Source organism: Phyllobacterium endophyticum (genome assembly GCF_003010935.1).
GTDB classification, from domain to species: Bacteria; Pseudomonadota; Alphaproteobacteria; order Rhizobiales; family Rhizobiaceae; genus Phyllobacterium; species Phyllobacterium endophyticum.
This window is the reverse complement of the sequence record NZ_PGGN01000002.1, coordinates 682,592-703,121: the sequence shown is the minus strand read 5'-3', so window position 1 is coordinate 703,121 and position 20,530 is coordinate 682,592. Positions and strand designations below refer to the sequence as shown.

21 protein-coding genes are annotated in these 20,530 nt (G+C 57.5%); 12 read left to right on the top strand and 9 right to left on the bottom strand.

Annotated features, from left to right (window positions below; genetic code table 11):
* Positions 1-55: 55 nt before the first annotated feature.
* On the bottom strand, positions 56-736 hold the full coding sequence (locus tag CU100_RS11480) for a GntR family transcriptional regulator (RefSeq protein ID WP_106716700.1): 681 nt from the start codon (positions 734-736) through the stop codon (positions 56-58).
* A 213-nt stretch (positions 737-949) separates the two neighbouring features.
* Here CU100_RS11480 and CU100_RS11475 point away from each other — a divergent pair, with 213 nt between their 5' ends.
* The 9 genes from CU100_RS11475 to msuE all read left to right on the top strand — a co-directional run bounded on the left by CU100_RS11475 (position 950) and on the right by msuE (position 11,045).
* Positions 950-2,077, top strand: a complete 1,128-nt coding sequence (locus CU100_RS11475) for a sugar ABC transporter substrate-binding protein (RefSeq protein WP_106716699.1) — start codon at positions 950-952, stop codon at positions 2,075-2,077.
* Between the two features lie 72 nt (positions 2,078-2,149).
* Positions 2,150-3,691, top strand: a complete 1,542-nt coding sequence (locus tag CU100_RS11470; RefSeq protein ID WP_106716698.1) for a sugar ABC transporter ATP-binding protein — start codon at positions 2,150-2,152, stop codon at positions 3,689-3,691.
* A gap of 5 nt (positions 3,692-3,696) precedes the next feature.
* Positions 3,697-5,757: an ABC transporter permease gene (locus CU100_RS11465; protein ID WP_407070329.1), complete on the top strand. Its 2,061-nt coding sequence runs from the start codon at positions 3,697-3,699 to the stop codon at positions 5,755-5,757.
* A gap of 13 nt (positions 5,758-5,770) precedes the next feature.
* Positions 5,771-6,577, top strand: coding sequence for an SDR family oxidoreductase (locus CU100_RS11460; protein WP_106716696.1), 807 nt, complete (start codon positions 5,771-5,773; stop codon positions 6,575-6,577).
* 7 nt (positions 6,578-6,584) lie between these two features.
* On the top strand, positions 6,585-7,532 hold the full coding sequence (locus CU100_RS11455) for a 3-hydroxyacyl-CoA dehydrogenase (RefSeq protein WP_106716695.1): 948 nt from the start codon (positions 6,585-6,587) through the stop codon (positions 7,530-7,532).
* Positions 7,529-8,491, top strand: a complete 963-nt coding sequence (locus CU100_RS11450; protein ID WP_106716694.1) for a BKACE family enzyme — start codon at positions 7,529-7,531, stop codon at positions 8,489-8,491. Before CU100_RS11455 ends, CU100_RS11450 begins: the two co-directional genes overlap by 4 nt.
* A gap of 9 nt (positions 8,492-8,500) precedes the next feature.
* Complete coding sequence (locus tag CU100_RS11445; RefSeq protein ID WP_245418991.1) at positions 8,501-9,373, top strand: SMP-30/gluconolactonase/LRE family protein; 873 nt, start codon at positions 8,501-8,503, stop codon at positions 9,371-9,373.
* Between the two features lie 10 nt (positions 9,374-9,383).
* Positions 9,384-10,262, top strand: coding sequence for an SMP-30/gluconolactonase/LRE family protein (locus CU100_RS11440; RefSeq protein ID WP_106716693.1), 879 nt, complete (start codon positions 9,384-9,386; stop codon positions 10,260-10,262).
* Between the two features lie 183 nt (positions 10,263-10,445).
* Complete coding sequence (msuE, locus tag CU100_RS11435) at positions 10,446-11,045, top strand: FMN reductase (RefSeq protein ID WP_106716692.1); 600 nt, start codon at positions 10,446-10,448, stop codon at positions 11,043-11,045.
* Here the strand turns inward: msuE and CU100_RS11430 are convergent.
* Together CU100_RS11430 and CU100_RS11425 are read right to left on the bottom strand one after the other, a co-directional pair.
* Entirely contained in the window at positions 11,020-11,493 is a 474-nt protein-coding gene (locus CU100_RS11430) for a DUF2269 family protein (RefSeq protein ID WP_106716691.1), read from the bottom strand. The genes msuE and CU100_RS11430 overlap by 26 nt on opposite strands.
* Complete coding sequence (locus CU100_RS11425) at positions 11,493-12,782, bottom strand: SDR family oxidoreductase (protein ID WP_106716690.1); 1,290 nt, start codon at positions 12,780-12,782, stop codon at positions 11,493-11,495. The genes CU100_RS11430 and CU100_RS11425 overlap by 1 nt, the downstream gene beginning before the upstream one ends.
* Before the next feature lie 199 nt (positions 12,783-12,981).
* Here CU100_RS11425 and CU100_RS11420 point away from each other — a divergent pair, with 199 nt between their 5' ends.
* Entirely contained in the window at positions 12,982-14,379 is a 1,398-nt protein-coding gene (locus tag CU100_RS11420) for a cytochrome B6 (protein ID WP_106716689.1), read from the top strand.
* A gap of 24 nt (positions 14,380-14,403) precedes the next feature.
* Entirely contained in the window at positions 14,404-15,009 is a 606-nt protein-coding gene (locus CU100_RS11415) for a DUF4142 domain-containing protein (protein ID WP_106716688.1), read from the top strand.
* Between the two features lie 36 nt (positions 15,010-15,045).
* Here the strand turns inward: CU100_RS11415 and CU100_RS11410 are convergent, their stop codons facing one another.
* From CU100_RS11410 to CU100_RS11400, 3 genes are all read right to left on the bottom strand, one after another.
* Positions 15,046-15,357, bottom strand: coding sequence for a DUF982 domain-containing protein (locus CU100_RS11410; protein ID WP_106716687.1), 312 nt, complete (start codon positions 15,355-15,357; stop codon positions 15,046-15,048).
* 82 nt (positions 15,358-15,439) lie between these two features.
* The gene (locus tag CU100_RS11405; protein WP_106716686.1) at positions 15,440-15,931 is read right to left on the bottom strand and encodes a DUF2243 domain-containing protein; all 492 of its coding nucleotides are present in this window, start codon (positions 15,929-15,931) and stop codon (positions 15,440-15,442) included.
* 45 nt (positions 15,932-15,976) lie between these two features.
* A complete protein-coding gene (locus CU100_RS11400; protein WP_106716685.1) occupies positions 15,977-16,159 on the bottom strand; it encodes a hypothetical protein in 183 nt (60 codons plus the stop codon).
* A 153-nt stretch (positions 16,160-16,312) separates the two neighbouring features.
* On the opposite strand from CU100_RS11400, the gene CU100_RS11395 reads away from it, so the two are divergent.
* Positions 16,313-16,837, top strand: a complete 525-nt coding sequence (locus CU100_RS11395; protein WP_106716684.1) for a sigma-70 family RNA polymerase sigma factor — start codon at positions 16,313-16,315, stop codon at positions 16,835-16,837.
* A gap of 36 nt (positions 16,838-16,873) precedes the next feature.
* Here the strand turns inward: CU100_RS11395 and CU100_RS11390 are convergent, their stop codons facing one another.
* From CU100_RS11390 to CU100_RS11380, 3 genes are read right to left on the bottom strand one after another with little or no spacing between them, the layout of a single operon-like run.
* Positions 16,874-17,146, bottom strand: coding sequence for a DUF982 domain-containing protein (locus CU100_RS11390; protein WP_106716683.1), 273 nt, complete (start codon positions 17,144-17,146; stop codon positions 16,874-16,876).
* Positions 17,147-17,190: 44 nt separating this feature from the next.
* Positions 17,191-19,404 carry an amylo-alpha-1,6-glucosidase gene (locus CU100_RS11385; protein ID WP_106716682.1) on the bottom strand — a complete coding sequence of 738 codons (2,214 nt, stop codon included), beginning with the start codon at positions 19,402-19,404 and terminating at the stop codon, positions 17,191-17,193.
* Between the two features lie 41 nt (positions 19,405-19,445).
* Positions 19,446-20,498 (bottom strand): glycosyltransferase family 4 protein, encoded by a 1,053-nt coding sequence (locus CU100_RS11380; protein WP_106716681.1) that lies wholly within the window; start codon positions 20,496-20,498, stop codon positions 19,446-19,448.
* Positions 20,499-20,530: the final 32 nt, after the last annotated feature.

The following is a 20,530-nucleotide window of genomic DNA, read 5'->3' as shown; positions in this document are numbered from 1 at the left end:
AGCGTAATCGTACCCGTGCAAAGCGCAAGAGACTACATGCGCGAAATCGCGAGGCTCAGGTGACCAACTCCACAAGTACATCATAAGCGGCATCAATATCCGCCTTTACGGCTTTTTCTATCGCCTTGCCATCGTGCGCGCAAAGTGCAGCCAGCATCGACTGATGGTGTTCGTTCGCCTTTGTGTAATTGCCTGAATCATGCAGCATATTGAAGTATGGACTGACCTGCAGCCAAAGGTTCTCTATTATATTGAGTATGCTTTCCGACCCTGCTGCCCGATAGATCGAGAAATGGAACGCGTAGTTTGCACGAAGATATGACTTGATGTCGCCCGACGCGTTTGCCTCCTCGAGGTCTTTGAGAAGTGAACGAAGCTCCTCTATTTCCTTCTCCTCGATGCGCTCGGCAGCCCATTTGCCGGCAAGCGCTTCGATTTCGATGCGCACGTTCCGCAGATCAGTCAGTTTGGCACGGCTCAAGCGTGGTATCCCGATGGAGCGCCCGGATACCACTGTCAAAGCATTGGCCGCCGTCAGGCGCCGCAAGGCTTCCCGGACCGGCATCGCGCTTACACCAAAGGCATCCGCAAGACTTTGCACCGGGACCATTTCGCCCGGGACGATGCCTCCCTCGAGGATCAGGCTCGCGATCTGGCGATAGACACGGTCCTGCAGCGTCTCCTTGGAAAGCGGGAGAATCTCAACACCTGGTCTCCTGTACCCGGCTTCAGCCATTGTTCACCTTTTCAGCATCGCAACATCGAGCGTGGAATGCAGACTCCACTGCAGCGCGTCAAGACCATCTCCTTATCTTACAAATTTTAAGTGCGATCAATGCTGTTTCATCATTGATCTTTGATCAAATGCTGGTACGGTTGATGCCAAGGAACGACGAGAGGGAAGAGGAGCCCGCTCGGAGATGTTTTCCTGTGTGAGGGAGGAACTATAATGGGAATTGCAACGACCATCCGGCGCGCAACCGCCTTCGCTTGTCTTGCGTCAAGCATGGCTATGATCAGCCACGCCGACGCAGCGGAAAAGCACAAGATTTTTCTCAGCATGAGCTTCATCGGCAATGACTGGCAGGCCGAAGCCGCCAACATGGTCAAGGCAATGGCCGCTCACAAGAACTACGCGGACAAGATCGACCTGCAGGTACAGGTTGCCGGACCCAATGCGCAGCGCCAGATCCAGCAGATCAACGCCATGGTGCAAGCCGGGGCGGAAGCCATAGTCATTTTTCCGATTTCACCGACCGCGCTCAACCAGGTTGTCAAAAACGCCTGTGACAAGGGCGTCAAGGTTTTCGCCTATGATGGCGAGATCACCGAACCATGCGCCTACAACATAGCGATCGATCAGGAAGAAGCCGGCCGCGTGACCGCGGAATGGCTGGTCAAGAAGCTCAATGGCAAGGGCAATATCATCGCGATAACCGGCGTGCCCGGCACGTCCGTCGACAATTTGCGCACCAAGGCTGCGAAGGAAGTATTCGCCAAACATCCCGACATAAAGATTGTCGGTGAAGCGGTAGGCATGTGGAGCCAGGCGGTCGCGCGCACAGAACTCTCGAAAATACTGGCGACCCGCAATTGGGACGATATCAACGGGCTTTGGATGCAGGTCGGCTGCTTTACAGCCAATTCCATGCAACTTGAAGCAGGAAAGAAGCCGGAACAGCTTCTCCCATGCGCAGGCGAAGGTTCGAACGGAGGCCGTATCCAGATGCTGCCCGCTGGTACCGAAGCCGAGGGCGCAACTTCACCCTATGCCCCGCTAGGCGCGCCACGCATTTCCTATGCGTCTCCGCCATATTCCGGCGCCCTCGCGCTGAAGCTCGCAGTCGATGCGATCGAAGGCAAGGACGTGGCGAAGAAGACGGTGTTGCCGCTGCCTCTGGTTACGAACGAAACCATCAAGCTCTGCCAGGAAGGGACATGGCAGGAAATGAAGGATGGCTGCAACGCGTTCAAACCCTCCATTGTCTCCAATCCGGGCTGGTTTGCCTCGATCTTCTCGGACAAGACACCCGAGATCGGTCTCAACGCAGCATTGGTCGGCCAACCCGAAAACTGAGGGTCGGAGTGCGTGGAGCGATAGCCGCTCCGCGCAATCGGCTATTTCGTTGAATTGAGCAGGGCCGGTGGCATGAATTCTCCATTCGAACAATCCGCCATTGAAGTAACCGATATTCGCAAGGCGTTTGGCGCCACGGTTGCCGTGGATGGCGTATCCTTCCGCATCCAGCCCGGAAGCACCCACGCCTTGCTGGGGGAAAACGGTGCCGGCAAGTCGACGATCGTCAAATTACTATCGGGACTCCTGCGTCCCGACGACGGACACATAACGGTATTCGGCCAAAGAGCGGCGCTGAACGCACCACGGGCAGCGCACACGCTTGGTGTCCAGACCGCGTTCCAGGAAATGACACTGGTCAAGGATTTGACGGTGCTCGACAATATGCTGATGCCCTATGCGCCGATGGGGATCACCGGACTGGTCCGCCGCGCTTCGGCGCGCCGTGCTATCGAGCAGCATTTGCAGGATATCGAATTTTCAGTGGATCTCGATGCCGAAGTCGGCACATTGGACCTTGCCATTCAGCAGAAGATCGAGATCGCCCGGGCTCTTTATCGCAAACCACGGGTTCTTCTGCTGGATGAGCCGACGTCGACGCTTGCTGGCAGCGATGTCGAATGGCTCGGTAGCATCATTGCGAAACTCAAAGCGGCGGGGACGACCATCGTTTTCATCACGCACCGCATGCGTGAAGTGCGCGCCTTCTGCGACACGCTGACCATTTTGCGCAACGGCCGGCACATCACCACCTGTTCGGTTGCCTCCATCACTGACGCGCAAGTCATTGAAAGTATTGTTGGACGGTCGATTGCCCAGACTTTTCCCGCGAGGCCAAAAAGCGAAGCCGCCTTCGGTGCTCCGGTGCTGGGTGTCCGCAACTTGCAAGCGGGTCACAAGCTGCGGGACGCGAGTTTCGATTTGCGAAAAGGTGAGATCCTGGGCGTTGCCGGCTTGCAGGGCATGGGCCAGCTCGATCTGTTCCTGACTTGTTTCGGCATGACGCAGGTGATCCGGGGCGATGTCCTTGTCGATGGACGCAGGGTTCGCTTTGCTTCGCCTTCCGATGCACTCAAGCCCAATATCGCCATCGGCTTGGTACCGGAGGATCGAAAGACGGAGGGCCTGTTCCTCAAGCTGAGCGGAACGCACAATGCGTCCCTGCCGGTAATCGACAGGTTTTCACGATTTGGATTGATCCAGAACGACCTTGAACGCCAAGCCGTACGCGCCGCCTTCGGCACCGTCGAGATTGACCAGCGAGCGCTGTGGACGAGGGCAGGAGCCTTTTCGGGCGGAAACCAGCAGAAAATAGCCATAGCCAAATGGCTCGTCGCCGAAAGCCGCATTCTCCTGTTGTTCGATCCCACTCGCGGCATCGATGTCGGCACAAAGCATGAACTCTACGTCATGATGCGCAATTTCACGGATGCGGGCGGATCGATACTGTTGCACTCGACCGAGATTCCCGAACTCGTTCACCTGTGCGACAGGGTTCTCGTTCTCTATGACGGGCGCATCGCCGCACAGCTTTCGCGCGATCAACTGACGGAAGCGGCGATCATGCGGCCAGCACTGGGCCATGACAGTGCAGCGAAAGAGGCTGCCGAATGACAATGATGACCTCAAGCGCAACAAGCCGCCATTGGACTTCACTGTTCAGCATGTCACCCGAGCGGCGCAGCGTTCTTATCGCCATCGGCGTTTTTCTTGGCCTGCTTGCCGTGGTGGACTTCATCAGCAGCGGACCGCTCAGCTATTTCGATATTTCCTTCCTGTCGAGCGGCGGCGCAACGTCGGCAATTGCGGCAATCGGCCAAACGATCGTCATTCTCTCTGGCGGGTTCGACCTGTCGGCAGGCGCGGTGATTTCTCTGGTCAACGTCGTTCTCGCGCAGGGCATGGACCCGGCTGCGGCGCAGACGAGCGTGCTCTACTGGACGTGCGTAGGCATCGGTGTCGGCATGCTGACCGGCGCTTTCAACGGCGTTTTCATCGCTTTCTTCCGGTTGCAGCCCATCGTGGTCACGTTGTCCACGATGTTCATCATCCAGGGTCTGACATTGCTGGTGATGGACAAGCCCGGCGGTTTCGTCGCTCCCGACCTTGGAACGTTTTATCTCGGTGACGCGATACCCGGCTGGCTGCCGATGCCGCTGGTGGTGATAGGTGTCGTACTTCTCGCCTGGCTCTGGCTGAAGAATACGCGGTTCGGTACGGCGATCTATGCGGTCGGAAGCGATCCGGACGCGGCTGCCGCCATTGGCGTCAGGGTCAAGATCACCAAATTCCTGGTCTATGTCATCGCAGGTGGCTGCTATGGCCTCGCTGGCGTCTTCATCAGCGCACAGACCGGCAGCGCCGATCCACTGGTCGGCAATCCGCTGCTCCTGTCAATGTTCGCGGCCGTGGTCGTTGGCGGTACGCGTCTCGGCGGCGGACGCGGTGGTCCGCTTGGCACCGTCTTCGGTGCGTACATTCTGATGATGGTGGTGAACATTCTGCTGGTCTTGAATGTCTCGGCCTATTATTCGACCATCGCCGAAGGAACCATCCTGATCCTTGCTGTCCTGGCGGGATCCATTTCGTACAGTTCGACGTTTGCCAGGCAATTGCGCGGCGCGCAGGCTCAGTTCAGCGCATGGCGCCAGGGCCTGCTTCCCTCGCAGCTTGACCGCACTGACCGGCGGATGAAGATGCCATCGCTTGCCGCAGGCAAGCCGGCAGTGGCAGCATCGTTCCTGTCCCGCAACAGCGAAACCATTCGCTACGCACTGCCGGCCTATCTGTGCCTGATTGCCGTCATCGTCGTAACCCAATTCTGGCTAGGCCGGGCAATCCTCAATCCAACCTACTGGAATTCGCTGGCTGTCCTGTCGACTTTTCTCGCCATTCTGGCACTGGGGCAGGGTACTGTGATCCTGACCGGTGGCCTTGATCTCTCGGTTCCCTGGACCATCGGCATATCGGGCATCCTGCTCGCAGGTATCGTCAACGGTTCGGACGCGGCTCTCATCTATGCGCTGCCCGCTGTTCTTCTGATCGCCTGCGTGATCGGTCTTATCAACGGCATAGGAATCGTCGTTCTCGGCATATCGCCCATCGTGATGACGCTGGCAATGAATGGCATTCTTCAGGGTTTCGCCCTCGTTTATTCGCAGGGAACGCCAGCCGGATTTGCTTCGCCGATGCTTCGCTGGTTCATGACGGGCAAGCTCTGGACTGTAACGCCCGTCGTCCCATTCATGGTGCTGTTCGTCGTCGCTGCCGTGTTGTTGCTCGGCAGGACAGCCTTCGGCCGCAGGGTCTACGGCATCGGCAATGGACTACGCGCGGCGCAGCTCTCAGGCATCGCCGTCGGGCGAACGCTCATTCTCGTCTATGTGCTTTCCGGCCTTTGCGCCGGGCTTGTCGGGGTCTTGCTCACCGGGTTCTCGGGACAAGCAAGTCTCGGCATGGGCGACGATTATCTGCTGCCGTCTATCGCCGTGGTCGTGGTCGGTGGAGCGCTCATCACCGGCGGACGCGGTCACTATCTCGGCATGTTGGGCGGGGTCCTGCTGCTCACCGCGCTGCAGATGTTCCTGGCGGGAACGACGTTGCCCTATGCAACCCGCGCGATCCTCTTTGGTCTTGTGGTGCTTGGTGCGGTTATGGCGCTTCGTGAGAAGCGAGCTTAGGAAAGGGTGAATTATGAACAGGATGGCTCCGGCATCTGCAGAAGAGTTCCTGGGCGGTCTGCGCGACCAGAGGGTACTGGTTACCGCAGGGGCCTCAGGCATCGGCTACGCAATTGCCGCGACGCTGTCGCGGCTCGGCGCCCGCGTTGCGATTTGCGATATATCCCAATCACTGCTGGACGAAGCGGCAAACGCCATCTCACCGGCCCACGCGACGCTGGCCGACGTATCGCGTGAAGACGATGTCGACCGCATGTTCGACGAACTTGCCTCGTCGCTTGGCGGTCTCGACGCGCTCATCAACAATGCAGGCATAGCCGGTCCGACGGGCGGCGTGGATGAGATCAGTACCGAGGATTGGCGCCGTTGCATCGACATCTGCCTGACCGGGCAGTTCCTTTGCGCGCGGCGCGCCGTACCCATGCTCAAGGCTTCCGGAGGCGGCTCGATCGTCAATATGTCATCTGCCGCCGGCAAGCACGGTTATGCTTTTCGAACGCCGTATTCTGCGGCCAAGTTTGGGGTGATTGGCTTTACCCAGAGCCTCGCCAAGGAGCTTGGGCCGCATGCGATCCGGGTCAACGCCATACTACCGGGCATTGTCGAGGGGCCGCGCATTGAAAACGTCATTAGCAACCGGGCCAAGCAATTGGGCATTTCGCACGAGGAAATGACAGAGCGCTATCTGGAGAACGTTTCGCTGCGACGGATGGTCAGCCCCTACGACGTCGCGACGATGGTGGCCTTCCTGCTTTCGAATGCCGGTATCAATGTCTCGGGCCAGTCGCTTGGCGTCGATGGCAATGTAGAAACCCTGTGAGGTAGCGATGCAAAAGACAGCGATCATCGGCAGTGGTTTCATCGGCAGGGCTTGGGCCATCAGTTTTGCCCGCGCGGGCTATCAGGTGAGCCTGTGGGATCAGGCACCAGACGCAGTCGCAAAAGCGCGCGGCTATATTGCCGATGTACTCGCCGATCTTGAGCGGAACGACCTGCTCAACGGCAATTCTCCCGAAACCGTATTGTCGCGCATTGTTGCCGAAACGGACCTCGCAAAGGCGCTGGAAGGTGCGCTTCATATCCAGGAGAATACGCCCGAAAATCTCGACACCAAGATCAAGGTGTTCTCGCTCCTCGATGAGGCAGCGGATGCTTCGGCCGTTATCGCCAGTTCGACTTCAGCCTTGCTGCCATCGAAATTCACCGAGCATCTGAAAAACCGGCAGCGTTGTCTCGTCGTTCACCCGATCAATCCCCCGTATCTCATTCCTGCCGCCGAGATTGTTCCGGCGCCATGGACCTCGGGCGAGGTCGTCGAACGCACCCGCGCGTTTTTGGTTGCTGCAGGCCACGCGCCGCTGGTCATGAAGCGCGAACTCGACGGATTCATCATGAACCGCATGCAGGGCGCTCTTCTGGAGGAAGCGTTCCGGCTGGTGGCGGAAGGGTATGCGACGGTCGAAGATGTCGATATCGGCATCCGTGACGGGCTTGCGCTCCGCTGGTCGTTCATGGGGCCGTTCGAGACAATCGACCTCAATGCGCCGGGCGGGGTGCGCGACTATGTCGAGCGCTATCAGATCATCTACGAGCGGCTGTTTCCGCAGATGCAGCACCGCGTCGACTGGGCAGGCGAGGTGCTCGAAACCGTGGAGGCCGGGCGGCGCGAAAGGCTGCCCGAAGACAAGCTTGTCGAGCGTCAGGTCTGGCGTGATCGCCGCCTCATGGCGCTTGCGGCGCACAAGAAGAAATCAACGCAGGAGTTCGGACAATGAGCGAGACGACACGGGTGACAAGCGGTTCGAGCACAAAGGGCAAGGTCATCATAACGTGCGCAATTACCGGTGCGATCCATACGCCGACCATGTCGCCCTATCTGCCGATTACGCCCGATGAGATTGCGAAGGAAGCGCTCGCCGCAGCCGAGGCTGGCGCTGCGATCCTGCATCTTCACGCGCGCGATCCGGAAACCGGCAAGCCGGACCAAACGCCGGAGGCATTCGCGAAGTTTTTGCCGCGGATCAAGCAGAACACGAATGCGGCGATCAACATCACCACCGGCGGCAGCCCTTACATGAAGGTCGAGGAACGGGTGAAGCCTGCAGCAACATTCAAGCCGGAAGTTGCTTCCCTCAACATGGGTTCGATCAATTTCGGGCTCTATCACCTTGTCGACAAATACAAGGAGTTCAAGTTCGATTGGGAGAAACCTCATCTCGAAGCTACCCGCGATCTGGTATTCCGCAACAGTTTCAAGGACATCGAGTATATTCTTGCGACCTGCTACGACAACGGTACGCGATTCGAGTTCGAGTGCTACGACATCGCGCATCTCTATAACCTCGCGCATTTCGCCGAGCGTGGTCTGGTAAAGCCGCCATTCTTCGTGCAGTCGGTTTTCGGGCTTCTCGGCGCAATCGGCACGCACCCCGAAGACGTCGCGCATATGAAGCGCACGGCCGACCGGCTTTTCGGTGACAGTTATCGCTGGTCGGTGCTCGGCGCCGGATCGAGCCAGCTTCGCATTGCCGCTCAGGCAGCGGCACTCGGCGGCAATATCCGTGTTGGCCTCGAAGACAGTCTGTGGGCAGGTAAGGGCAAGCTGGCAAAGTCGAACGCGGATCAGGTCCTGCTTGCACGCAAGATCATCGAGGGGCTCGGCATGGAAGTGGCTACCCCAGATGAGGCACGCGCGATCCTGCAACTCAAGGGCGGCGACAAGGTCGCGTTCTAGGAGGGCGAAATGCTGCGCATAGAGGTTTTCAGCGAAGATCGAAATCAGCTCGGTGAGGGACCGCTCTGGGACGTTGAGGAGCAACGGCTATACTGGATCGATTCCTATGCGCCTGCGGTCTATTCCTGCGATGCAAGAGGCGGCGACCGCAAAAGCTGGAAATTGCCGGAGCCTGTCGGTTCGCTGGCGTTGCGCGAAAAAGGAGGCGCCATCGTCTCGTTGAGAAATGGATTTCATACCCTGGATTTCGAAACGGGCCGCGTCGAACTTTTGCATGAGACCCACCCGGGCGAGCTCCGCCCGCGTCTCAATGACGGAAAGGTGGACCGACAAGGCCGCTTCATTGCCGGTTCGATGGATTTCGAAGAGCGCGATCCGGTAGGCAGGCTCTTTCGTCTTGACCCGGACCTTTCTCTGCACACGCTGGATACGGGCATAATCTGCTCGAATGGACCATGTTTCAGCCCCGATGGTTCGACGCTCTATTTTGCCGACAGCCATAAGAAGGCGATCTACGCGTATAGCTATGACACCAGTTCCGGCACGGTTGGGTCGCGGCGCGTGTTCACAAGTTTTGAGGGATTGCGCGGCTATCCCGACGGGGCGACCGTCGATGCGGACGGATATGTCTGGAGTGTCGAGGTCTATTCCGGACGGCTTATCCGCTTCGATCCAAATGGTGTGATTGACCGGATTGTCGGCCTGCCTGTGCAATCGACAACGAGCATCACCTTCGGCGGCCCTGATCTCGACATCGCGTTCGTTACATCAATGGCGCGGCCATTCAACAATGAATATCACCGCGAACGCGAGGCGGGCTGCATGTTTGCGATCTATGGACTCGGCGTGCGTGGTCTGCCGGAACCGCGTTTCAAGGGATGAGGGAGGAAACATGAAAATCGATGTGGTGGTGGATGTAAAGACGACGCTTGGCGAGGGTCCGCTTTGGGACGTCGAACAGCAGCGGCTCTACTGGATCGACAGTTTCGACGGCCGCGTATTTCGCGCCACCGCCGATGGGCGTGAGATCCGCTCCTGGGACGTTCCGATGAAGATCGGCTCGATGGCGCTGCGCAAGGGCGGAAATGGTGCCATCGTATCCCTGGCACGCGGATTTCATCTGCTGGATTTCAAGACCGGCGATGTCGAGCTTATCCACGATCCCGAACCGGACCAAGCTGAAAACCGCATCAATGACGGCAAGGTCGACAAGCAGGGGAGGTTCATCGCAGGCTCGATGGACACGATGGAGAGCGGTCCGAACGGCGCACTTTATCGCGTTGATCCTGACCTCAGCGTTCATAAACTTGATGATGGGATCATTGTTTCCAATGGTCCATGCTGGAGCCCGGATGGCAGCCTGTTCTATTTCGCCGATTCATGGTCAGGCGAAATCTGGGTCTATGACTATGATCAGGCGACGGGAAATGTTGCAAATCGCCGGACGTTTACCAAGATCGATACGTCAAGAGGCGGTGCTGCCGACGGCTCGACAGTGGACGCGGAGGGCTGCCTCTGGAATGCACAAGTCTATGATGGCCAGCTTGTCCGCTACAGGCCCGATGGAACGGTGGACCGCGTCATTGATATGCCGGTGAAAAAGGTCACGAGTGTCATGTTCGGCGGCCCGGAACTCGACATCATCTACGTGACTTCGATGGCAAAGCCGCCCCTTCCCAGATTCCCGGGTGACGGAGTTTTACGCGGCAGTCTCTTTGCAATCACGGGACTTGGTATCAAGGGAGTTCCGGAGCCGCGCTTTGCAGGTTGAAGCCGGATCGCATCGGGAGATAACACGTCGGCCTCCACCGCTGATTGCACAAGAGTGTACGCATTGAGAATAATTTGTCGGAATCGCGTGGAAGATGGGGTTTGATTTTCTTCTCAATCCGACCGCTCTTGCTAGTGTTCCTACGCGGCGGCATGGTCGCCGCTATGTTTCAAAGGATCCTCCATGTCCAATCGGACCGTCGTCGGCCTTTCCGGCAATTTCCACCGCCCGTCGAAAACCAGATCGCTCGTTGCCAATATCGTCAGCCGCATCAGCCATCAGTATGGACTTGATTCCGACGTCTTCGACCTGGAGGATTTTGGTGAAAGCCTTGGCGCAGCCCGATCTTTCAGGGACTTGAACGATCGTTCAAGGCAAATTGCCGAAAAGTTCCTCGCGGCGGACGTCATTGTCGTGGGAACCCCAACCTACAAAGGCAGTTACACCGGACTATTCAAGCACTTCATCGATTTGCTTGATCCATTGGCGCTGCAGAGCAAGCCCATTCTTCTAACTGCAACGGGGGGCAGTGACCGGCATGCGTTGATCATCGAGCACCAGCTTCGGCCGCTGTTCGGCTTCTTCATGGCCCATACGTTGCCAACCGGAGTTTTCGCTGTCGATCGTGACTTTCGCGAGTATGAAGTATCGAGCGACCATCTCCACGCGCGTATTTCCCAGGCTGTGGGTGACGTCGGGCAATTTGTACAGGTGGATCAAATCCCCGCGGCGATGTCACCGAGGCCAGCGCCGGCACTCAAAATTGCAACGCCGGTCTCGTGATCATCAGCCAGAAGATCGCCAGAACCGCACCGAATGCCGGGAATCCGAACGCAAACCACAACCTGAAGAGCCGGTGATAACGTGGAGGCAGGGGTCTATTGTCCTTGGCCGCGATGATCGCAAGGTTTCGCATCTCCATTTGCATCCACACGACGGGCAGCCAGAACGCGCCTGTCACGAGATAGAGAGCTATCGACAACAGGATCCATCCTTCGGAGAGTGAATAGCCTGCGTTCCAGGCGAGCGCTATTCCGGTAATCGGCTGGACGACGACAGCGGTAGCCGTGAATACAAAATCCGCGATGACGACGATGCGTGCAACAGCCGCAACACTCGCCGAATTGCCGGTGCGGTGAGCGACGAGCAGGAAGAACGCAATACCCGCCCCGGTGCCGAGCAGCACGGATGCACCCATGATGTGGAGATATTTCAGTATGAAATATTCCATCACCGTTCCTTCAGGATCGCGAGGGCGATCAGATGCAGGACCAGAATTGGCCATATTTTCAAGAGCGGCCCCAAGGGCTCGTTCCACAATTCAGGCAGGATGATCGTTCCGGCCAATGCGTAGAAGAGACACAGGAATATTGCGCCACAAAGTCCCCATCTCGACAGGGGGCGATATGCGATGCAAACACCTACGGCAATGTCTGCCAAGGCTCCCGCAATCACCGCGGGGGCGGCAAGAATGCCGGCGCCACCCCGGTGCATGAGGTCGATGCCGATCTGATAGCCAACGGTCAGGGAAATAACACCCGTGGCGATCCAGAAGAGGGGAAGAACGATGAAAGTGAGCGCTTTGAGAAAATAGAGCTTCGCGAACCATCGCTCCTGTACTGTGACGGGGCGGGAGGAAAGCGCCATCTCGAGACTGGCGGGCCGGACTCCAGTGCGCTCCATCCACTCCCGCGGATCGCCGGTTGCGCCTCTTACAATTTCCTTCGCGGCGGTGGTGCGCATTGGCGGACGCCAACCGAGTTGACCCGCCGCATCACCGAGCCAGTAGAGGATGCGGGAGACGAACAGGGGCAACTTCACCGGTCTGGCGGGCGGCCAGCCAAACCATTTCCGGTAAGACGCTACCACCTCGTTGAAAGTCAATTCCTGCGGACCGGCAAGATCGAGAGCGACCTTCCCGGGAGCGTCTGGCGAGGCGAAATACGCGACAGTAGTAACGACATCATCGAGCTGCACGACTTGAAGGTTGCCCGTCGATGGCATGACGGGTAGCCACGGAAAGACCGCCAATGCCCGAAACAGCGCGCTGGCGCCGAAGGCGCCCTCTCCAAGCACGACCGAAGGCCGCAGTATCACCCAGTCGAGCTCGCTGGCCATCAGAGACTGATCGCCTTCGAGCTTGGTGCGGGAGAAATCGGATGGTTGCATCCTCTCGACACCCATCGCGGAAAAGTGGATGACCCTTCGCACTCCGGCCCGTTCACAGGCGAGGAAAAGCGCTGCGGGTCCCTGCGCGTGTACGCCCCTGACATTCTCGCGCGGACCATCCTGCAGAGTTCCTGCACAGTTGACGACGATCTCCATTCCCTCGAGAAGCGGCTGCCACATCTGAGGCGTGACCAGCCTTGCCATGTCGATGGCAACAAACTCTCTTGGGGAAAGAGGCCGTGGACCTGACGTGGAGCGTGCGGCGGCCACGACCTGATGACCATCGGCCGTGAGCCTTGCACAGACTGCCGAACCTATAAGACCAGTCGCGCCAAGCACGAGAACCTTCATGTTGCATCTCGCATCTTAAGTGTTGCGTTCCTTTGCGGCTTTGGATCTTGGAGCGAAACACCAAGACAGGATGAATGTTCCGAAAAGTAGCTGGCTGGGCTCTGCGGCGAGCTCGTGATCGCGATATGATTTAGCCGCATGGGGAACAAAATGTTTTCATCTCGGTTCGGACACATCCTCGCGTTGTTGGAGATCGGCAATGTCCCCGTTGAAACTGATCGCTCTTTCCTGTCTGGTCACCGCCAGTGCCGTCAGCCTGGCGGCTTTTTCGGATCCGCTTCCTCCCGACCTGACCTACCGGCCGCTGCCTACGCAACCTTTCTCCAGCGTGAAGGCAAATGACGAGGCGCAAAAGCCCAAGGTCATGGAACGCCAGCAAACCCTTCTTAACCAGCGCTACGATCTCTCCGACAAGGCCATGTCCAACGTCAGCATGTCGGGCGGCATGAAGAAAGTGCAGGAGGGCGTGCGTGTGAAACTGCCGGATGGCGTGACGTGGGAGTCCCTGGCTGACATGAGCCCGGATGAGATCCGCGACAAGAACCTTCTGCCTGACGGTTTCAAGCCTTTGCCGCATGTGAAGCAGGCTACTGGCGGTCAGGTTTTCCCTCAAAAGCAAATCGACGAAATCGGCAAACAGGAAGCGCGTGATCTGAAGCGCTTCGACGTCGACTTTGACCTTCCAGATCACCTGACGCCAGAATTTCCCCCACCGATCTTTCTTACGACACACCCGGAACTTGGCGATGTCTCACGCGGGCAACTCCTGACAATCAGGAATTTTTACGAGTACATGAACGGCATTATCACACCGGTTCAAATGGAAGGCCTGCGCCTTCTCCTGACGCCGTTTCCCCAGGAGGAATTCAACCAGACGGAAGATCGCAAGGTCGCACAGCAGAGCATGGGCGTTGCGTGCCTTGACTGTCATTCCAACTTCAACACGAATGCGGCGTTCCACCTGACACCCGACGTCCGGCCGCAGGCATCACGTTTCCGCCTCGACACGACGAGTCTTCGCGGCATGTTCAACCAGCAGATCCATGGATCGAAACGCTCGCTGCGCTCAGTGGAGGACTTCACCGAGTTCGAACAACGTACTGCTTACTTCAACGGCGATCACGTCAGTGCCACGCGCAAGGGAGTGAACCTACCGGATCGGCCAAACCAGGTCGCGATGATGGCGCAGATGCAGAATATCATCGATTTTCCGCCTGCTCCGAAACTTGACCCGCTGGGTAGGCTGGACCCCGCCAAGGCGAGCGAACAGGAGCTGATGGGGGAGCGCGTGTTCCTCGGGAAGGGTCGTTGCGGCGAGTGTCATATCCCGCAGACGTCGTTCCTCGATAACAACATGCATGATCTGAGGCTAGAGCGCTTCTACAACGTCGGATATAGCGCCAACGATCAGGTCGCCATTCCTGACGGGCCGATAAAGACGTTCACGCTGAGAGGCATCAAGGATACCCCGCCTTACCTGCACGACGGGCGATTGCTGACGCTTGCCGATACGGTCGAATACTTCAATCTTGTTCTTGGCGTGAAGCTTACGCAGGACGAGAAGAACGCGCTTGTTGCCTATATGCTGACCCTTTGACGTTGGGTAATCGAGGAGGACAAGATGAACAGATTTCTGCCCGTTGCTTTAGCCTTGATGATCGGCTCCCCGGCTTTCGCCCAGATCGGCAATCCTGCCGGTCTTGCGCCAGATACCAAGATGCAGGAGCCAGGCGTTCCTGCACCACACCAGACAAACAATCAGGACAGGCTCTTCGCTCAGCTCGCGGCTGCAGGCGGGCTGGCGGAGGTTGAGTTCGGAAAATTCGCCTCGACCAAAGCCACTACGGCGAGCGTCAAAGAGTTTGCACAAGCCATGGTCAATGACCACACGGACGCCAACAGCAAGCTGAAGGAGCTTGCCGACGCTGCGAAGATCCCCTTGCCAGACACACTGGATGCTGATCACAGGGTGATCAGGCAAGACCTGGAGAAGGCGGAAGGCAAGGCTTTCGATATCGCCTATATGCGTAGCCAGATCATCGACCACCAGAAGATGGCGCAGCTGCTCGCTTGGGAACTCAATTCAGGCGAGGACGCCGAGATGCAGCGGTATGCAGCGGCGACGTTGCCCAAGGTGATGCATCACCTGCGAATGGCGCAAAATATCGCATCAGAACTGACCGGGCAGGGCTCGCGCGAGGTTGTCGCGAGCCAGACCAAGAAATAGATCGTTGCAGAATCGTTCTGACTGCGGCGTTGATTTTCAGGCGGCCGAGGGATCCGCGGCATTTGAAGGTGTAGCCGTATCGGTGACGAGACGGACCAGTTTCTTCAACTTCGACCGGCGAACATAAATGCCGCTTTCCTTGGCAGCCGCGATGAATGCGGCGCGTGCGGTCTCAACGGGAACCTTGCCCGATATTGCATCGAGGCATGCCTGGCGGGCATGTTCCAGTGTCATGCTGTCGCTAGGGGGCCATTCCAGTAGTATGAATTCGGTAGCTTCGGCCAGGGAAACAATTCGCTTGGGAGAACCGCCGTCGGGCGTACGCACTTTTACAGGCTTGAACATCATTGAACTCCTTTCGCTGATCGAACCTGAAAAGCCTTCAAAAGTTCCTCGTTTTTGATGATGCCTGGAGGTGGAGAAAGGGGGTCTAGGGATGAGCGTGCCGAGCCCGGCGGAACAGTGCCAGTCCTACGATGAGCATCGCAGCGCCCCAGATCAGGAACCCCAGGTCCCAGTAAATCCAATACTCACGCGCGACAGTCTCGTTGACGTGGTGGAGTTCAAGCAGATGATGATCAACTATCCCTTCGACGACGTTGAACAAGCCGAAGCCGATCAACATCGTAGAAAAGAGCATTCTTGCCGACCACCAGAAGTGAGGCTTGCGTGCGGTATTCCACAAGAGGACAAGGCCCGAGGCGGTAAACAGGTAAGTGGCGGCATGGAAAAGACCGTCGAGTGTCGTGTTGAATTCAAGGTTCCCGAGATTGTCGGCGGGGTAGCCGGCGTTGGTTGCCATGTGGTGCCACTGCAGAATCTGGTGCAGAACGATCCCGTCGAAAAATCCGCCGAGACCTAGCCCCAGCAGAATTCCTGCCGAAACGGGAAACTTTCTCCTGGCCGTGACATTGTCGCTCATGACTCTATGTCTCCGATGAACTCAACGCGTAGTACTTCATGAGTATCAGGAATGCCCGGGCCGCATATTGTCGTTGGCATGTTGCCAAGGCCGGATTTCCTCACCCAAACTCAGAAGTTCGCGCTGGAGGTCGCGCCAGATCTGTATCGTTGAGGGTGAGGGGGGCATCTGGGCAATCAGGTAAACATACCCGCGCAGCGCTTCTTCGAATTTTATCACGTTATTCATGTCCCACCTGTTTCCAATACACGCGACCCAACCATGCTGAAGTGCGATCGTTCCACTGCTACCAATGGTTGCGTTTGTCTTTTACCGGACAGTTTCCTGTTTTGGTGGAACGCTTGAGTTCGGCATTCATTTTTCTTCGGAAGGGAGATTGGAATGCTCTACGACGATAGTAGATCAAGCCTGCACGACGAGATGGTCATGCTACTTCCCGCACTGAGAGCGTTTTCCCGAGGGTTTCATCGTAATCCTGACGACGCGGATGATCTCGTGCAGGAAACTTTACAAAAAGCGCTTGGCGCTCTTCATTCATTCAGGCCCGGCACTAGCCTGAAGAACTGGATGTTCACAATCATGCGCAACAGCTTCAACACATCGTACCGGAGAAGAAAGCGTGAGCCTACCGGCGCGACCGCGGATGTAGCCGGCACCGTTGTCGGGTTGCCCCCCAGCCAGGAGTGGTCGTTGAGGGGATCGGAACTCGAGGATGCCCTGCATGCGCTCGCACCGGAGTTCCGCGAGCCGATCATGCTCGTCTGCGTCGCCGGCGTTTCGTATGAAGAAGCGTCTGAAATTTGTGGCTGCCCGGTAGGCACAATCAAGAGCAGGTTGAACCGGGGCAAGAAGCATCTTTTGGAATTTCTCGGCGATACGAGCAACACGACCATACTGGAAGCCTAGTCAGGCGATCTCGCCTGGGCAGGAGTGCATTCGCCTTCAATGCTGTTTGTGGGTCACGTAGATGCGAGCCTCCTTCGCAGCTTCGACGAAAGCGTCTCTACAGGTCGTGGATGCAACCTTGCCATCGAGAGCATCGAGGCAAGCCTGTTTTGCTGCCGTGAGTTTTTCGCTTGAGGTAATAGGCCAATGGGCCACGAGCCAGACCGCAGCTTCCCCGACAGACCCTATGTTCTTCACCTCACCAAATTGGTCGGTGACAGTGACAAAAGGGAATGAGAACTTGCGCATGCGCATCAACGCGCGGCACATGCTGCTGTTCCTTAGGTGTCAAAGTAATCGCAATCAACTACAGCTCAGACCTTGATCATGACGCGCATGTCGCCCTGCCGCTCGAGCACATCAACGACGGTCTGCTGGCCAGAACGACGCAGTGACACACTGGCAGATCCTTTCCCCGCAGTCAGCCGGTTGAAAACAACTTCATTCAGTGATGGCGGAAGTAGGGGTTCGTCAAAGCTGATCTGCTGTTCATCAGGATGAAACTCCAAACCGACGCATGCCTGAATCAGCGCCAGAGGTGCGGCGGCTGCCCAGGCCTGCGGCGCGCAGGCAACCGGATAGAAGGTCGGGCCCTGTGCGCGTTTTCTTGGAAAGCCGCAGATCAGTTCAGGCAGTCTGCGCAGATCAATGTAGGTCGAGGCAGCAAAAACACCTTCGAAAATGCGTGCTGCTTCACGTCTATAGCCATATTGCGCCATGCCCATCGCGATCAACGCGTTGTCGTGCGGCCAAACCGAACCATTATGATAGCTCATGGGATTGTAACGGGCTTCTGTGGAAGGAATCGTCCGAACGCCCCACCCGGAGAAAGAGGAAGCCCCCATCAAGCTCTCGACGATGGACGCAGCGCGTTCCTGATAGGCGAGTCCCGCAAACAGAGCATGTCCCGCATTGGACGAACGGACTCGGCATTGGCGCTTGTCACCGTCAAGCGCCAGAACATAGGTTCCGAGTTCGTCATCGAAAAACTGCACATCGAATGCGCGCCGCAGCACCTCCGCCCGCGCCTCGAATGCGACGGCACGGCCAGGCTCACCGAGTTGACGCAGGATGTCAGCGGCGGCTTGCCACGCGCCATAGACGTAGGCCTGAACTTCAGCCAGCGCGATCGGGCCGTGGGCAAGGGAGCCATCAGCGTGGAAAATAGAGTCGTGGCTATCTTTCCAGCCCTGATTGATCAAACCTTCGCCAGTGCGCCTTCCATACTCGACAAAACCATCGCCGTCGCGGTCTCCATAGGCGTCGATCCACGCCAGCGCGGCTTCAATGCTGGGCCAAAGCTCCCTGATGGACGCAAGGTCACCCGTCCGTCCAAGATACTTCCCCGCAAGCATAACGAAGAGGGGTGTTGAATCGACACTGCCATAGTAACGCCGGAATGGAACTTCGCCCAGTTCGGCCATCTCGCCATAGCGCACCTCGTGCAATATCTTGCCGGGCTCAGCGTCTGCCGACGGATCCAGTACCTCAGCCTGATTCGCCGCCAGATGACCGAGCACGCCGCGGGCAATTGCTGGATCGACCCACAACATCTCAAGAGCTGTGATGATCGCGTCCCGGCCAAATGCAGCACTGAACCACGGAATGCCGGCATAGGGGTAGGGACCCTCCGGAGTATCGGTTATAAGCATGTAGATATCTGAAATGCTTCTTCGCACAACTTCATTGAAGATGTCGTTGGAGGTGACGATCGCTGCCGCGCGGGAGGAGGATGAACGCAATGCCCGCCTTGCATCGCGCAATGCGATGTAGAATGCACGCCGGACTAGAATGTCCGATGGCTGGTGGTTGCAATTGATCGCGATGAATAGCGACTGGCCTTCATGCGGGCCAAGCGCAAGCCGGTATGTCGCAGAACGGCCGTCGAGGCGCGTGGGCGCCGGATCGAATGACAGTCTCGTGGTACATTGCCGCTTGTCCAGCCCGGTATAGCTCAGCACGACGTCGCCTTTGCCGACCTCAGGTGCATGAAGCTCGCCTTTGCGGACCCTTTGTGTACCGCGTACTTCAAACAGATCGCTGAAATCGGCTGCAAAAGCTATCGCGATAGTGATGTCCTGCGGTTCGTCGCTGAAATTGCGAACGGTCAGGCGCTCAAAGCAACTCTCCTTCCACAGAAAACGCGAGCGGCGAATATGAACCAGATCATGCGCAAGCGTCAGGCGGTTGCCGGCGTCAAAAATGTCGGGGTTGGTCAGGTCGCAAGTAAGCGTTGCATTATCATCGCGCAACGTCGACGACAGAAGCATTGGCCGCGCGCCGTTTATGCTCAGGGATAAATGCGACAAGTGCCGGGTATCACGATGGAAAAGCCCCTCGGGCATACCAGAACCAACGCGGGCATCGCCATTGTGATCGAAGACCCCGAACGTATCGCCATGTTTCAAGGTTCGCGGACGCCGCTCCTGGAGAGATTCCGCAGCCGGGATGTAAAACGGGGTGGCTGGCGCATCGATAGCCGACACGCCAAGCGTCTCAACACGGGGTTCAGCATTGGCAGTGGACATGAGTTTCCCCTTTTAGCTATCAGGTGACTCTTGGCGGACAATTACTCCGCCGCCCAGTGAGCATTGGAGTCGGGCAGACTGCGGTAGATATCCAGATAATCCATCGCCATCCGCTGCACGGTGAACCGCTGCTCGAAGGTTGCTCTGACCTTTCGGCGGTCGAGGCCGATCACCTCTCCGATACTCGCGACTGCCTGACTCATGCTATCGACGAGGATACCAGAAATACCGTCATCCACCACCTCCGGAGCAGACCCGCAGCGGAAAGCGAGCGTCGGTGTCCCGCACGCCATTGCTTCGATCATTGCCAGACCGAAGGGTTCCGGCCAGTCTATCGGAAAGAGGAGGGCACTTGCATTACCGAGAAAATCCGGCTTCTCGTGCTCTGCAATTTCGCCGATGAACTCGACGTTCTGATTGCTCATTATCAATGGCTTGATGACGTTGAGCCAGTATGTCTCATCGATCTTGTCCACCTTTGCGGCAATCTTGAGTGGAAGACCGGTTCTCAAGGCAATTTCTATGGCCCGATCCGGACGTTTCTCCGGTGAGATCCGGCCAAGGAAGGCAAGGTAGGGATTCTGCGGCTTTTCTGTAAATGGCAGCAAGCTTATCGGAAGACCATGATACACGGTTCCGCGCCAGTTTACCGGCGGCATAGGCTGGCGCTGGCTATCCGAGATCGAGACCAGGGGTATATCCGGAAATGCCCTGTAGAACGGCTGGAGATCTGCAAGGTCCAGGCGCCCATGCAGGGTGGTTACCGTTCTTGCGGCGAAGTCCCGGATTATCGGAAAATGCAGGACATCTACATGAAAATGAAGCACATCGAATTCGTGCGCGCGCTGCCGAACTTCCTCAAGCATCAGAACCTGATGCGGAATAGGATCCTGGACTGCGGGATTTAGCCTCAGTGCAACGTCCGAGCAAGCAACGAGCTTTGCACTGGTCATTGAATCGCCACTGGCGAACAAGGTCACGTCGTGACCGTCCCGGACGAATTCTTCTGTCAGGTAAGATACTATTCGCTCTGTTCCCCCGTAAAGCTTCGGCGGAACCCGTTCGGCAAGCGGGGCGATTTGAGCAATTTTCATTTGACACCCTTCTCTTGTCTCTCGCCACGAAA